At 70.0% G+C, this 13,082-nt stretch carries 14 protein-coding genes; 8 read left to right on the top strand and 6 right to left on the bottom strand.

Annotated features, from left to right (window positions below; translation table 11 throughout):
* Position 1: 1 nt before the first annotated feature.
* Positions 2–235, bottom strand: a complete 234-nt coding sequence (locus tag RXV79_RS24780) for a DUF1161 domain-containing protein (protein ID WP_316700785.1) — start codon at positions 233–235, stop codon at positions 2–4.
* A gap of 158 nt (positions 236–393) precedes the next feature.
* On the opposite strand from RXV79_RS24780, the gene RXV79_RS24775 reads away from it, so the two are divergent.
* The 4 genes from RXV79_RS24775 to RXV79_RS24760 are packed head-to-tail and all read left to right on the top strand — an operon-like array spanning position 394 to position 5,085.
* Positions 394–2,439: a VIT and vWA domain-containing protein gene (locus tag RXV79_RS24775; protein ID WP_316700784.1), complete on the top strand. Its 2,046-nt coding sequence runs from the start codon at positions 394–396 to the stop codon at positions 2,437–2,439.
* Between the two features lie 3 nt (positions 2,440–2,442).
* Entirely contained in the window at positions 2,443–3,282 is an 840-nt protein-coding gene (gene xrtQ / locus RXV79_RS24770; protein WP_316700783.1) for an exosortase Q, read from the top strand.
* The gene (locus RXV79_RS24765; protein WP_316700782.1) at positions 3,269–3,796 is read left to right on the top strand and encodes a hypothetical protein; all 528 of its coding nucleotides are present in this window, start codon (positions 3,269–3,271) and stop codon (positions 3,794–3,796) included. Before xrtQ ends, RXV79_RS24765 begins: the two co-directional genes overlap by 14 nt.
* The gene (locus RXV79_RS24760) at positions 3,793–5,085 is read left to right on the top strand and encodes a biosynthetic peptidoglycan transglycosylase (protein ID WP_316700781.1); all 1,293 of its coding nucleotides are present in this window, start codon (positions 3,793–3,795) and stop codon (positions 5,083–5,085) included. Before RXV79_RS24765 ends, RXV79_RS24760 begins: the two co-directional genes overlap by 4 nt.
* On the opposite strand, the gene RXV79_RS24755 is transcribed toward RXV79_RS24760, so the two are convergent.
* Positions 5,036–5,830: a Rossmann-fold NAD(P)-binding domain-containing protein gene (locus RXV79_RS24755; RefSeq protein WP_316700780.1), complete on the bottom strand. Its 795-nt coding sequence runs from the start codon at positions 5,828–5,830 to the stop codon at positions 5,036–5,038. The genes RXV79_RS24760 and RXV79_RS24755 overlap by 50 nt on opposite strands.
* A 95-nt stretch (positions 5,831–5,925) precedes the next feature.
* Here RXV79_RS24755 and RXV79_RS24750 point away from each other — a divergent pair, with 95 nt between their 5' ends.
* From RXV79_RS24750 to RXV79_RS24735, 4 genes are read left to right on the top strand one after another with little or no spacing between them, the layout of a single operon-like run.
* Positions 5,926–6,537 carry a LemA family protein gene (locus RXV79_RS24750; RefSeq protein WP_316700779.1) on the top strand — a complete coding sequence of 204 codons (612 nt, stop codon included), beginning with the start codon at positions 5,926–5,928 and terminating at the stop codon, positions 6,535–6,537.
* Between the two features lie 10 nt (positions 6,538–6,547).
* Entirely contained in the window at positions 6,548–7,447 is a 900-nt protein-coding gene (locus tag RXV79_RS24745) for a TPM domain-containing protein (RefSeq protein WP_316704202.1), read from the top strand.
* Positions 7,447–7,953: a TPM domain-containing protein gene (locus RXV79_RS24740; protein ID WP_316700778.1), complete on the top strand. Its 507-nt coding sequence runs from the start codon at positions 7,447–7,449 to the stop codon at positions 7,951–7,953. The genes RXV79_RS24745 and RXV79_RS24740 overlap by 1 nt, the downstream gene beginning before the upstream one ends.
* A gap of 35 nt (positions 7,954–7,988) precedes the next feature.
* Positions 7,989–8,561 (top strand): DUF3617 domain-containing protein, encoded by a 573-nt coding sequence (locus RXV79_RS24735; protein ID WP_316700777.1) that lies wholly within the window; start codon positions 7,989–7,991, stop codon positions 8,559–8,561.
* Between the two features lie 7 nt (positions 8,562–8,568).
* Here RXV79_RS24735 and RXV79_RS24730 read toward each other — a convergent pair whose 3' ends face one another.
* The 4 genes from RXV79_RS24730 to RXV79_RS24715 all read right to left on the bottom strand — a co-directional run bounded on the left by RXV79_RS24730 (position 8,569) and on the right by RXV79_RS24715 (position 13,043).
* A complete protein-coding gene (locus RXV79_RS24730; RefSeq protein ID WP_316700776.1) occupies positions 8,569–10,662 on the bottom strand; it encodes a WD40/YVTN/BNR-like repeat-containing protein in 2,094 nt (697 codons plus the stop codon).
* Positions 10,663–10,705: 43 nt separating this feature from the next.
* Complete coding sequence (locus RXV79_RS24725; RefSeq protein WP_316700775.1) at positions 10,706–11,404, bottom strand: pectate lyase; 699 nt, start codon at positions 11,402–11,404, stop codon at positions 10,706–10,708.
* A gap of 30 nt (positions 11,405–11,434) precedes the next feature.
* Positions 11,435–12,388: an arabinan endo-1,5-alpha-L-arabinosidase AbnA gene (locus RXV79_RS24720; protein WP_316700774.1), complete on the bottom strand. Its 954-nt coding sequence runs from the start codon at positions 12,386–12,388 to the stop codon at positions 11,435–11,437.
* A 238-nt stretch (positions 12,389–12,626) separates the two neighbouring features.
* The gene (locus RXV79_RS24715) at positions 12,627–13,043 is read right to left on the bottom strand and encodes a F0F1 ATP synthase subunit epsilon (protein WP_316700773.1); all 417 of its coding nucleotides are present in this window, start codon (positions 13,041–13,043) and stop codon (positions 12,627–12,629) included.
* Positions 13,044–13,082 lie beyond the last annotated feature (39 nt).

Here is a 13,082-nt window from a genome sequence, read left to right as displayed (position 1 = left end):
CTTACTTCGCGGCGGCGCGCCCGTAGACGATCTTCTTCTTGCCGCCGTCGCAGCTGCCCACGACCTTGGCGTCACCCACCTTCTCGGTGTCGACGATGTCGAGCTTGTAGCCGGTGACCTTCTTCTCGTCGAGCTTGGCGGCGATCTCCGTCTTCAGCTCGTCGCAAGGCTTGCTCGCGGCGAACGTGGGGGTGGCGAGGGCCAGCAGGGTGGCCGACAGGATCAGGTGTTTCATCAGGGTCTCCTCCGGGTTGATCGAGGCGCCAGTATCGCGGCTGTCTTGCCGTTCACGCAGTCTTCACACAGCCGCTCTCAGGCTTCAAACCGGCTTCGAGCACGGCGCCGATCCTCTTCTCACCACCACCGCCCGGTGGCTTGCCCAGGAGAGGATCCATGTCACGCCCGCTCATCCCCTATCAACCGCTCAGCCGCACCGGCCGTGTGCTGTGGTGCATGGCGCTCGCGCTTTTCTCGGCGCTGTTGATGCTGTTCTGGTCGCCGGCCCACGCCGACGACTCGGAAGCCCTCAAGCCCGAGAGCCCGTACTTCGCCGTCAACAGCCACGAGCCCGGCACCGACCGCCTGCCGCTCAAGTCGACCACGGTCGACGTGAAGATCGCCGGGGTCATCGCCGACGTGACGGTGACCCAGCACTATCGCAACGAAGGCCAGCGCCCGATCGAGGCGCGTTATGTCTTCCCGGGCTCTACGCAGGCCGCCGTCTACGCGATGAAGGTGACGCTCGGCGACCGGGTGCTCACCGCGCGCATCAAGGAAAAGGAAGCGGCCCGCATCGAATACCAGGCCGCCAAGCGCGAGGGCAAGACGAGCGCGCTGCTCGAGCAGCGCCGGCCCAACGTCTTCGAGATGAACGTGGCCAACATCCTGCCCGGCGACGACGTGGCGGTGGAGCTTCGCTACACCGAGCTGCTGCGCCCCACCGACGCGCAATACGGCTTCGTCTTCCCCACGGTGGTGGGCCCGCGCTACAACAGCCCCGCCGCGGCGGCCGGCAACGGCGGCGCCATCGGGGGTGCGTACCTGAAGCAGGGGGTCGCGTCGAACGCCTCCTTCGCCTTGCGCGTGTCGCTCGACACGCCGCTCGTGGTGAAGGAGATCGCCTCGCCCTCGCACGAGCTTGTCATCGACGGCTTGGGCAGCACGCATGTCGCCGTCTCGCTCAAACCCACTGAGAAGCCGGCGAACAACCGCGACTTCATCCTGAACTACCGCCTGGCCGGCGACCGCATCGAGTCGGGCCTGGTGCTGTACCGCGGGGAGGGCGAGGGCGACGAGAACTTCTTCCTCGCGATGGTCGAGCCGCCCAAGGCGGTGGCGTCGCGCCAGATCAACCCGCGCGACTACATCTTCGTGGTCGACATCTCGGGCTCGATGCACGGCTACCCGCTCGACACCGCCAAGGTGCTGCTGCGCAATCTGATCGGCAGCCTGCGCCCGAGCGATACCTTCAACGTGATGCTCTTCTCCGGCAGCAGCCGCATGCTCGCGCCGGCGTCGGTGCCGGCCACGCGCGCCAACATCGATCAGGCCATCCGCACGATTCATGAGATGGGCGGTGGCGGCAGCACCGAGATCGTGCCGGCCCTGAAGCGCGTGGCCGCGCTGCCCAAGGCCGAAGAGGTGTCGCGCAGCGTGATCTTCGTGACCGATGGCTACGTGAGCGTCGAGGCCGAGGTGTTCCGCCTCATCCGCCAGAACCTCAACCAGTTCAACGTGTTCTCGTTCGGCATCGGCACGAGCGTGAACCGCCACCTCATCGAGGGCATGGCGCGTGCCGGCCAGGGCGAGGCCTTCATCGTCACCAAGCCCGAGCAGGCCGCCGCGCAGGCCGAGCGCCTGCGCCGCATCATCGAGGCGCCGGTGCTGACGCAGGTGAAGGCCTCGTTCGAAGGCCTCGACACCTACGACGTGGAGCCGCTGCAACTGCCCGACGTGCTGGGTGGCCGCCCGGTGGTGGTGATGGGCAAGTGGCGCGGTGCGTGGGCGGGCCGCTTCGTCATCGAAGGGCGCGCCGCCGATGGCCCGTACCGCCAGGTGCTGACGGCGCAGCAAGACGGCAAGGGCCCGTCGGCCCTGCGCCAGCTGTGGGCGCGCCAGCGCATCGCGGCCTTGAGCGACCAGGAGGCGCTCGAAGGCGGCAACACGCAGAAGGCGCAGATCACCGAACTCGGCCTCACCTACAGCCTGCTCACGCAATACACGAGCTTCATCGCCGTCGACCAGCGCGTGCGCAACCCCGACCCTTCGCAGACGCAGAAGGTTGACCAGCCGTCGCCGCTGCCCGAAGGCGTGAGCGACCAGGCCATCGGCGCCGAAGTGCCGAGCACGCCGGAGCCGGGGGCCATTGCCGCGCTGCTGGTGGTGCTTGGCGTGGTCGTGGCCGGCGTGTGGCCGTCGCGTCGTCGCCGCAAGGAGTGAACGATGGCCACCGCGATCGCACTGCATCCCCTCGCGCGTTGGCAGACGCGCTTCGAGTCGGTGTCGCCCCTGGCCTGGCTGGGGCTGCACGCCGCCGCCCTCTGGCCGCACTGGCGCTGGGCCGGCGCACGGCTCGCCGATGGGTCCGACGACCCGCTGGGCCTGGCGGCGCTGGCGGCGCTCTTGGTCTGGGTCGTGCGGCGCGAGCCGCTCCTGCGTGGCGCACCTCGCCAGGGGTGGGTCTACGCCGCCGCGGCCTTGACGGCGCTGGCCACGCTCGCGCTCTTCCACCTGCCGCCCTTGCTCGGCGCGGTGCTGGCGGTGCTGTCGCTCGCCACGGCCTTGCGCAGCGTGATGCCCTCGGGCCAGCCCTGGCTGCCGGTGGCGGGCCTGGCGGTGCTGGCCTTGCCGGTGGTGTCGTCGCTGCAGTTCTATGCGGGCTATCCGCTGCGGGTGGTCACCGCGGAGATCAGCACCTGGTTGCTGCAGCTCGCCGGCCTCGCCGCCGAGCGCAGCGGCACCACGATGTGGGTGCAGGGGCGGCAGGTGATCGTCGATGCGCCGTGCTCGGGCGTGCAGATGGTGTGGATGGCGTACTTCTGCGCCTGCGTGGTGGCCGCCTTCAGCGGCGTGCGCGACCGCGCGATGCTGGCGCGCCTGCCGGCCGTCGGCGCGCTGGTGCTCGTGGGAAACGTGGTGCGCAACAGCGTGCTGGTGGCGCTCGAAGCGCAGCAGTCGCAGGTGTCCGATGCGGTGCATCAGGGCGTGGGCCTGGTGGTGCTGGTGGCGGTGTGTGCCGGTGTGGTGGGCGTGATGCGGGGAGGTCGCGATGCGCAAGCCTGACCCCTGGCTCGCCCGTCTTGGCGTGGTGCTGGGCCTCGCCGCGTGTGCCCTGGCACCGCTCGGGCGCGAGGCCGACGCCGGTGCGCGCGGCTCTGCGGTCGCGCCCGAGTGGCCGGTGGCGTGGGAGGGGCGCCCGTTGCGCCCGCTCGCGCTGGGCGCCTTCGAGGCCCGCTTCGCCGCGCGCTTCCCGGGCCACATCGCGCGCATGACCGACGGCGAGCGCACGCTGGTGTTGCGCGAGGTGCGCGAGCCCACGCGCATGCTGCACCCGGCGGCCGACTGCTACCGCGCCCTCGGCTATTCGATTGCCGAGGCGCGGCTGGAGCGCGATGCGCAGGCGCAGCTGTGGCGCTGCTTCGTCGCCGAGCGCGAAGGCCGGCGCATTCGCGTGTGCGAACGCATCGTCGACGCGAAGGGCGAAGCCTTCACCGATGCATCGAGCTGGTTCTGGGCGGCGGCGCTCGGCCAGTCCACCGGCCCGTGGCGGGCCGTCACCGTGGCGAGGGCGTTGTGAAAACCATCCTGAAGTGGCTGATCGGCTTGTCGTGTGCGCTGCTCGTGGGGCTGGCGCTGGCGGTGTTCTTCATCCTGCGGGCCTTGCAGCCGGCGCCGGGTGAGTGGACACGCACGGTGCAGCTCGGCCCCTTCGAGCGCGAGGTGAGCATGCCCGCGTTGCTGCGCATCGCGAGCCACCCCTTCACCCTGCGCCTGATGGAAGGCCGCCAGTTCCGCACGCGCTACGGCACCGTGCACTGGCAGGCGGTCAACGCACCCAACACCTGGCGCGCGGTGTGCGCGCCTTGCACGCTGCCGGTGGGCGGGCTCGGGCGCGAGCCGCTGCGGCTCGCGCGTGTGGAGTTCACCGTGGTGCCCGACATGGAGATGAACCTGCAGGGCCACTTCGCCCTCGGCGAGGGGAAAGAGCCGCTGCAGGGGCGCTGGTCGTCGCGTATCGAGCGGCAGCAGCTGGTGCTGCAGTTCCGCATCGCCGACGAGCCGGCGGTGCGGGCGTTCGCGCTTTTCCAGCGCGACATCCCCGAGTTCACGCAGGCGCGCATCGAAGGGCGGGTGAGCGTGAAGGCGCAGTGGCGGTGGCCGTCGCACGCGTGGGAGTTCAAGCCCCGGCTCGATGGCCTGCTGGTCTCGGGCCTGGGCACCGAGGCCTTGCTGAACGCCGAGCCCGCCTGCGGCGAGGCGACGGCGGACTTCGGCCCGTGGCTGCCGCGTGCCGTGATTGCTGCAGAAGACCAGCGCTACTACGAACACCCCGGATACGACCTGCAGGAGATCGTGGCCGCGTGGTTCGGCAACCAGCGCCAGGAGGGCATGACCGCGGGCGGCAGCACCGTCTCGCAACAGCTCGCGAAGCTGCTCTACACCGGCGACAGCCGCCATCACGGCCGCAAGCTGCGCGAGCTGCTCTACGCCGTGGAGCTCGACCGCACGCTCGGCAAGGCACGGCAGCTCAATCTCTATCTCTCGCTCGCGCCCTGGGGCGATGGCCGGTGCGGCGCGCAGGCCGCAGCGCGCCACTTCTTCCGCAAACCGGCGGCCCAGCTCACGCCGGTCGAAGCGGTGTGGCTCGCGACGCTGCTGCACAACCCCGACCGCGAACTCGCGCAGCTGGGCCGACACGGCGAGGCGAACCAGGCGCGTGTGGCCTGGGTCGCCGATCAGCTGCGGCCGGTGTCGCGCCGCGAGCGCGAGGCGCTGGTGAAGGAAGCCCGGCGCTGGCGCCCGCCGCCGCCCGCGCTCAAGGTGGCGATGGCGGTGGCGGCGTCGCAGGCTGCGTTGGGGCGCTGACGTTTCCGGCCAGCCAGTCGTCGGCCACGGCCGCGGCGTTGCGGGCCTGGCTCGCGTCCCACATCAGCTCGGGCGGCACCACGCGTGTGCCGGGGGCCGATTGCGGCAGCACCGCCGCCAGCCGGGCCGCGAACGCGGCCACCTTGGCGGCGCGCACGGGCCGCTGCCGCTCGGGCACCATCATCTGCAGCTGCGAGAGCATCCAGTGCGCCAGGCGCTGGGCGGCGTTTTCGTGCTGCACCCGGTCAGGCGGCTGCGCCGAGCGCACGAAGACCAGGTGCTCGAAGCCGAGCGCGGCCACGGCCTGTTCGTCGAGGCTCGCGAGGCCACGCTTCAATGCCTCGGGCAGCATGGCCTGGGTGTGCGGCATCACGACCAGCAGGTGGCGCACGCCGCGCGCATGCAACTGCGCGGCAAGCTCAGGCAACTGCTCGGGCTGCGGACGGTAGAACGCCAGCTCGCGTCCGTTGACACCACGCTCGCGGTCGAACACCACCACCGCGGTCGGCGCGAGCGGCGTGCGGTCGTGCTCGTGCCACGCGAGCGTGTGCAGGCCGCGCAGGCCGGTCTGCAGTGGCTGGGTGGTGAACACGCTCACCTGCGCATGCCGCCGTGCCGCGAGCAGTTGTTCGAGCAGCGCCGAGCCCAGGGCTCCGGCGCCGCCGCACACCAGCACGCGTGGGCCCGCGGGGGCGCGCGGCGCGGGGGCGTGGCCGGCGCGCAGGGCTTCATGGAGCAGCGACATGCAGGCAAGTATCCCTGCCCCTTGAATTGCCGAGCGTGCACCGCATCTGGTGCGCCGGGGTAGCATCGCCCCGCCTTCGGCTTCAAGGACACACGATGACGACCAAACGACTCTGGCTTGCCGCGCTCGCTCTTGCTGCCACCCTGGGCCTCAGCGGCTGCGGCTACAACGACTTCCAGCGCCTGGACGAGCAGACCAAGGCCGCCTGGTCGGAAGTGCTGAACCAGTACCAGCGCCGCGCCGACCTCATCCCCAACATCGTCGCCACCGTGAAGGGCGAGGCCAACTTCGAGCAGGAGACGCTCACGAAGGTGGTGGAGGCGCGCGCCAAGGCGACGAGCATCCAGGTCACGCCCGAGACGCTCAACAACCCCGAAGCGTTCAACAAGTTCCAGCAAGCGCAGGGCGAGTTGAGCAGCGCGCTGAGCCGGCTGCTGGTGGTGAGCGAGAACTACCCGAACCTGAAGGCCAACCAGGGCTTCCAGGACCTGCGTGTGCAACTCGAAGGCACCGAGAACCGCATCACCGTCGCGCGCAACCGCTACATCAAGGCGGTGGCCGACTACAACGTGCTCGCGCGCAGCTTCCCGAGCAATCTCACTGCGATGGTCTTCAACTACGACCCGAAGCCGAACTTCACCGTGCAGAACGAGGCGCAGATCTCCACGCCGCCGGCGGTGAACTTCGACAAGCCGGCCTCGAAGTAAGCGGCTCGTGATGCGCCTGTCTCTGGCGGGCTTTCTGGCGTGGCTCTTCGTCCTGCTGCTGGCGGTGGCCTCGCCGCTGCTGCAGGCGCAGGACGTGCAGCCCGTGCCACCGCTGTCGGGCCGTGTGATCGACCAGACCGGCACGCTCACGCCCGCGCAGGTGCAGGCGCTTTCGGCCAAGCTCGAGGGCATCGAGCGCCAGCGCGGCTCGCAGCTCGTGGTGCTGATGGTCGCGAGCACGCAGCCGGAAGACATCGCCGCGTATGCGCAGCGGGTCGGCGACAGCTGGAAGATCGGCCGCCGCGAGGTGGGCGACGGGCTGCTCATCGTCGTCGCGAAGAACGACCGCAAGGTGCGCATCGAAGTGGCCAAGGCGCTCGAAGGCGCGGTGCCCGACCTGGCGGCCAAGCAGATCATCAACGACCGCATCACACCGGCCTTTCGCGCGGGTGACTTTGCGGGCGGCCTCAACTCGGCGGTGGACCGGCTGGCCGAGCGCATCGGCACCGAAGGCTTGCCGGAGCCGGGCGCGTCGCCATCGGAGCGGGCCCGCGGCAGCAGCGGCTTCGACCTCGAAGACATCGCCATCTTCTTCTTCGTCGGCGTGCCGATCGCGGGCGCCATCCTCACCTCGGTGTTTGGCCGCAAGCTCGGCTCTCTCGCCACGGCCGGCGCGGCGGGTGGCCTCGGCTGGTGGCTGACGACGAGCCTCTTCATCGCCGGTGGGGCGGCGTTCGTCGCGCTCGTGCTCGTGGGGGTGATGGGCGTCGGCTCGCGGCGGGGTGGCGGCGCGCCCATCATCTGGGGCGGTGGAGGTGGCGGCGGCTGGGGCGGGGGCTCCGACGGCGGCGGCTTCAGCTCCGGCGGTGGCGGTGACTTCGGTGGCGGCGGTGCCTCGGGCGATTGGTGATGAACCGTTGGCTGCGCATTCTCAAGCACCGTTGGCTCGACGAGGCCGATGCCCGCCGGGCCTTAGGCGACGGCACGCTCAAGCGCCTGCAACAGCGTGTCGCGCAAAGCGAGCGGGGCCACAGCGGCGAGATCCGCATCTGCGTCGAAGCGGGCCTGCCCTTGTCCTACCTGTGGCGCAACGCCACGCCGCGCGAGCGCGCGGTCACGATGTTCGGCAAGCTGCGCGTGTGGGACACCGAGCACAACAACGGCGTGCTCATCTACCTGCTGCTGGCCGAGCACGCGATCGAGATCGTGGCCGACCGCGGCCTCAACCGGCATGTGAGTGCCGAGCAGTGGCGTGGCCTCACCAAGGGCATGGCCGATGCCTTCCGGCGCGGCGACTACGAAGGCGGCCTCAACGCGGCGGTCGACGCGGTGAGCCAGATGCTCGACCGCCACTTCCCCTGGGCCGGCCCTGAGGCAAATCCCAATGAACTGCCGGACGCGCCTGTGGTCCAGTAGCGGCTGTTCTTCACTCTCAGCCGGAGCGCGCGTCGATGAAAACCAAGAGCCTCATCCGTTGGCGGGTGCTCGGTCTGGTGGCGGCGTGTGCCGCCGTGGCCCATGCGCAGACCGCGCCGCCGATCAAGCCGGGGCTGTGGCAAGTGACGAGCGAGCGCACCATCGATGGCCAGAAGGCGCCAGACATGTCGCAGCAGATGGCCAACATGCCGCCCGAAGCGCGCAAGCAGATGGAAGCCATGATGAAGCAGCGTGGCATGGACATCAGCGGCGGCGTCAACAACATGAAGCTGTGCATGACGCGCGAGCAGCTCGACGAAGGCCGCTGGCGCAGCGACGAGGGCGGCTGCAAGACCGACTTCAGCACGCGCACCGCCACGCAGTGGAAGTGGCGCTCGGTGTGCACGCAGCCGCCAAGCGAGAGCGAGGGCGAGGCCAACATCGCGAGCCCGGAGCGCTACACGGTGAAGGTCACCACCACCAGCCAGCGCAAGGGCGAGCCGCGCAACACGCAGATGACGATGAACGCCAAGTGGCTGGGCGCCGACTGCGGCGACGTGAAGCCGCTTGCGCCGCCGCCCAAGCAGGGCAAGCCCGCCAAACCCTGAGCCCGACTCAGGGCAGCCGCTTCAGCCAGATCAAACGGTCGCCATAGGCCACGAGGTCACCGCTCGGTGCGTGCCGGGCGATTCCCTTCAGGCGTGCGCGGGTGTGGGTGTCGATCGGGTGCCATGCGAGGCCGCCATCGGTGGAGCGCAGCAGCGTGCCGTCGCGCCCCGCGATCAGCAGATCACCATCAGGCAGCGGCAGGAGGCCGCGCAGGAAAGCGTGGGTGCCCGTGGGCACGACGGTCCAGGTGCGGCCCTGGTCGGTGGAGCGCAGCAGCGTGCCCTCGGCGCCGGTGATGAACCAGGCGCCGCGCGTCGGGTCGGCCGTGGCCCGCGCGAGCGACTGGGCCGTCGGCACCTCGATGCGCTGCCAGTGCAGGCCCGCGTCGATGCTGCGCAGCACGCGGCCGTTGGCGCCGACGAGCAAGGCCACACCGCTGGCCTCGTCGACGAGGCCGCCGTGCAGGTCGTCGGCACTGCCGTGGTCGACGCGGGCCCAGCGGCGGCCGTCGAGCGAGCGGGTGATGACGCCGCCTTCGCCGAAGGCCAGCAACGCGCCGCTGCGCGGGTCGGCGAGCACGCCGTGGTAGTTGGCGCTCGTCACCTCGGGAATCGGCTCGGCGTGCCGGCCCTCGCGCACTTGCAGCATGTGGCCGGCGTTGCCGACGAGGTAGACCGCGCCGGTGGCCGGGTGCGCGACGCTTGCGACGTAGTCCTGGCCCTGCGCATCGCTGCGGTGATGCCAGCTGCGGCCGCCGTCGTGTGTTGCGAGCATCGACGCCTGCCCGCCCGCCACCACGACGGCGCGGCTGGCGGGGTCGAGGCTGGCGTCGAAGAGGTAGGCCGGCTCGGCGAGCTGCGTCATCACCTGCGGCGTCCAGCGGCGGCCGCCGTCGTCAGAGATGGCGAGCGTGCGCTGGATGCCGAAGGCCATCAGACGGCCGCTCGCCGGGTCGGTGAGCAGCTGATGCACGTACTCCGGCATGCCCTGGCGCGCGATGTGCCAAGTGAGGCCGGTGTCGTGCGAGGCGAGCACCAGGCCGCCGCGGCCGACGGCGACGAAGCTGCCGCTCTCGGCGTCGACCGTCAGGTCTTCGAGGTTCTCCTGCGTGGGCAGGGCGACGCGCTGCCAGCGGCGGCCCTGGTCGGTGGAGCGCATCACGAGGCCGCGGTCGCCGGCCGCCACCAGCACCGCCTCGCGGGGATGCGCGGCCACCGCCGCGAGGTAGTGCTTCGGGCCGCGTTGTACGCGCCAGCGCCGGCCGCCGTCGGGGGAACTCGCGAGCAGGCCGGCGTTGCCCACGGCCACCAGCGTGCGGCCGTCGGGCGACACCCACAGGCGGGCGATGTACTCAGCCACGCCGAGGCTCGTGTGCGACCAGCGCAGGCCACCATCGGTCGAGCGGAAGAGGCCGCCTTGCGCACTGCCGGCCCACACCGTGCCGCCTTGAGTGGCGAGCGCGGTGAATGTGTGGCGCGCGTCGAGCGTGCGGTGCTGCCATCCTCCGTCGTCTTCGGAGAACAGCGAGAGCGCGCCGTGTTCGCCCAGCACGATGAAGCGTCGGCTGCGCGGCTCGTAGGCGACGACGCCGAGCCCGCCGGCGTTGGGCGCCGCCACGGGGCTCCAATGTTCGCCCGCGTCGCTCGACTGCAGGATGCGCCCGCCCATTCCGACGGCGACGACGCGTTGGCCGCGGGCGTCGGCCGCGATGGCGAGCAGGTCCTGCTCGGTGTGTGACTGGCGCGGGTGCCACGTCCGGCCCTGGTCGTCCGACACGAGCACGCTACCCTGGTGGCCCACGGCGACGAGGCGGCCGGAGCCGCTCAGGCGCGTCAGCGCGCGCAGCGTTTCCGGCGTCGCCGCGCGGCCTTCGTGCCATTCGCGGCCGCCATCGAGGCTGCGCCACACGGTGCCGTCGGTGCCGGTGGCCCAGACGACGCTTCCCGCCGCGTGCACGTGCTGAAGATGCGGGTTCGTGACCTGCGCTTCGTAGCGCACGGCCGGCGCCGTGGTGGTGCTGCGGGGATCGTCAGACGCGGGTGTGCAGGCGGCGAGCAAGGCCAGCGCGCTGGCGCTCAGCGCGGCGCCGGCCTGGCGCATCCGGCAGCATGGCACGTGCGTTGTTCGCTCGGTCGTTGGCGGCTCAATAGGCGCTGATGTCGGTTCGGCGCACGTTGCAGGCGGCGGTGCCCCAGCGCTCGCCGAGCTTGGGGGACTCGCTGCCCTTCTGCACTCCGCGGTATTCGACGCAGACCTGCGGGCTGCCGGCCTGGTAGCCCTTGATCTTCACGGCGCGGATCGTGGCCACGTCGCCGTAGTTGGAGTTCACACCGACCACCGAGGAGTTGACCTTCTCGAGCTGCACGTTGTTGATGTTGACCCGGCGTGGGCCGCCGTTGTTCTCGCAGTTGCCGCAGGAGCGATACAGCTTGCCAATGCTGCCGGTGGTGCGGAAGGTGTCGATGCTGATCGTGCTGCCCTTGCCGTTGTGCTGGAACACCTTGTCGCTGGCGTGGGCCGCCGAGCCGCCGCGGATGCGCATGATCTTGCCGCTGCCGCCCTTCATGGTGGCGGCGTCTTCGCAGACGTCCTGCCACACCACGTTGTTGAGGTTGCAGTTGCCTTCGCAATGCACACCGTCGGCGGCGTTCTTGTTGATGATCACGTTCTGCAAAGTGGCGCCGTCCTTCAGCAGGAAGACGGGCTGCTGGCTCTCCGACGAGCCGTTGCACGATGTGCCGTAGCTTCGGCCGCCGCCATCGAAGGTGCCGGTGACGGTGGTGGTGGCCGCGGCCGTGAAGCTCAGCAGGGCGAGCACGGCGGTGAGCAGGGTGTTGCGCATGTGTGTCTCCTTGAGGGATGGGGCAGCGGCTCAGTAGCTGGGCCAGCCGTCGCTGGTCCAGTTGAGGTCGTTGATCAGCAGCTTGGGGTTGCCGTTGTCGGTCGCGTCGTAGGCGTGGCGGGCGATCACGCCGTTGCTCACGTCCTGCCCGCCGGGGCCTTTCCAGCGCACGTTGCCCGCGTCGAGCACGGTGCCGCCCCCGTCGAGCAGGCGCTTGCCTGACTTGTCGACGTAAGGGCCTGTCACCGAAGTGGAGCGGCCATGGATCACCTTGTAGGTGCTGTTCACGCCCTGGCAGCACCTGTCGATGGACGCGAAGAGGTAGTAGTAGCCGTTGCGGTAGGTGATGGCCGGCGCCTCGATGCCGGCGCTGCGCCTGGCGATGGAGATCATCGAGCCGGTCGGTTTCATCGTGCCCGGGTTGATGCGCACGATCTTCAAGCCGCTCCAGAAGGAGCCGAAGGCGAGCCACGGCGCGCCGGCCGCATCGACCACGAGGTGCGGGTCGATCGCGTTGTAGTCGTTGGCGCTGGTGCTGCGCAGCACGAGGCCGTTGTCGGTCCAGCGGCCGGCGCCGATGTTCGTGGCGGAGGCGAGGCCGATGGCGGAGGTGTTGGAGCCGAAGGTCGAGATCGAGTAGTAGAGCCAGGTCTTGCCGTTGAAGACATGCACGTCGGGCGCCCACACGTCATTCGTCTTCTGGCCCGGCACGTAGGTCTTCCACCAGGAGGGCGGCGACAGGAAGATCTGCGGCACGCGGCTCCACTGGCGGCCTGTGCTGTCGGACTTGAGCACCTGGAGGCCCTGGCCGGTGCTGAAGGTGTACCAGGCGCTGCCCTCTTTGAGGATCGACGGGTCGTGCACGCCGATGTCACCACGCAATTCCCAGAACGCTGCCGCCGCGGGCAGCGCGGCCGACAGAAGGCCGAGGGCCGTGGCGAGGATGCCGGGCGCCGTCAGAAGGCGCCGTGAGAGTCGCTGCATGGAAGTCTCCTGTCTGGCTGGCGTGGCGGCCGTGCGGCGCCTCAGTTCCGGAGTCCACCGGATTGGCGCATTTAAAAATGCACGACCGTGCACAACAATTCGGGTTACTACGCGGCGAGCCGCGTTTTGTGCCGCGTGGATTTCTTTGAGGCAGAAAAAAGCCCGCAGCTGCAAGCAGTGCGGGCTGGAGTCGCGGGCCGTCTTGCAGTGATGCAAGGCCGCCCGGAAGAGTTTGGAGTTATTTCTTGCGGAACTTGCGCAGTGCGGCGATCTGGGCGGCCAGGGCCACCAGCTCGTTCTGGGCCTTCGCGAGGTCGAGGTCGCTCTTGGCGTTTTTCAATGCCTCTTCGGCGAGCTTCTTCGCTTCGTTGGCCTTGGCTTCGTCGAGGTCCTTGCCGCGGATGGCGGTGTCGGCGAGCACGGTGACCGTGCCCGGTTGCACTTCGAGGATGCCGCCGGCCACGAACACGAACTCTTCCTGGCCGTTGTCGGCGCGTTCGATGCGAACGGCGCCCGGCTTGATGCGGGTGATCAGGGGCGTGTGGCGCGGATAGATCCCGAGCTCGCCCAGTTCACCCGGCAGGGCGACGAACTTCGCCTCGCCGGAGAAGATGCTCTCTTCGGCGGAGACGACGTCTACGTGCAGGGTTGCCATGTGGTGTCCTTAAAGGTTGAGAGAGGTCCGGCAAGCGCA

The sequence above is a fragment of the Piscinibacter gummiphilus genome, from assembly GCF_032681285.1.
Taxonomy (GTDB): domain Bacteria; phylum Pseudomonadota; class Gammaproteobacteria; order Burkholderiales; family Burkholderiaceae_C; genus Rhizobacter; species Rhizobacter gummiphilus_A.
Note: the sequence above shows the minus strand (reverse complement) of the source record. Positions and strands in the feature narration are given on the sequence as shown.

Excerpts from the sequence above, each read along its gene's own strand:
- RXV79_RS24740 (WP_316700778.1), top strand. The coding sequence starts at position 7,447 with ATGAACCGTTGGCTGCGCATTCTCAAGCACCGTTGGCTCGACGAGGCC.
- RXV79_RS24780 (WP_316700785.1), bottom strand. The coding sequence starts at position 235 with ATGAAACACCTGATCCTGTCGGCCACCCTGCTGGCCCTCGCCACCCCC.
- RXV79_RS24775 (WP_316700784.1), top strand. The coding sequence starts at position 394 with ATGTCACGCCCGCTCATCCCCTATCAACCGCTCAGCCGCACCGGCCGT.
- RXV79_RS24715 (WP_316700773.1), bottom strand. The coding sequence starts at position 13,043 with ATGGCAACCCTGCACGTAGACGTCGTCTCCGCCGAAGAGAGCATCTTC.
- RXV79_RS24720 (WP_316700774.1), bottom strand. The coding sequence starts at position 12,388 with ATGCAGCGACTCTCACGGCGCCTTCTGACGGCGCCCGGCATCCTCGCC.
- RXV79_RS24765 (WP_316700782.1), top strand. The coding sequence starts at position 3,269 with ATGCGCAAGCCTGACCCCTGGCTCGCCCGTCTTGGCGTGGTGCTGGGC.
- RXV79_RS24755 (WP_316700780.1), bottom strand. The coding sequence starts at position 5,830 with ATGTCGCTGCTCCATGAAGCCCTGCGCGCCGGCCACGCCCCCGCGCCG.
- RXV79_RS24725 (WP_316700775.1), bottom strand. The coding sequence starts at position 11,404 with ATGCGCAACACCCTGCTCACCGCCGTGCTCGCCCTGCTGAGCTTCACG.
- RXV79_RS24735 (WP_316700777.1), top strand. The coding sequence starts at position 7,989 with ATGAAAACCAAGAGCCTCATCCGTTGGCGGGTGCTCGGTCTGGTGGCG.
- RXV79_RS24750 (WP_316700779.1), top strand. The coding sequence starts at position 5,926 with ATGACGACCAAACGACTCTGGCTTGCCGCGCTCGCTCTTGCTGCCACC.
- xrtQ (WP_316700783.1), top strand. The coding sequence starts at position 2,443 with ATGGCCACCGCGATCGCACTGCATCCCCTCGCGCGTTGGCAGACGCGC.
- RXV79_RS24730 (WP_316700776.1), bottom strand. The coding sequence starts at position 10,662 with ATGCGCCAGGCCGGCGCCGCGCTGAGCGCCAGCGCGCTGGCCTTGCTC.
- RXV79_RS24745 (WP_316704202.1), top strand. The coding sequence starts at position 6,548 with ATGCGCCTGTCTCTGGCGGGCTTTCTGGCGTGGCTCTTCGTCCTGCTG.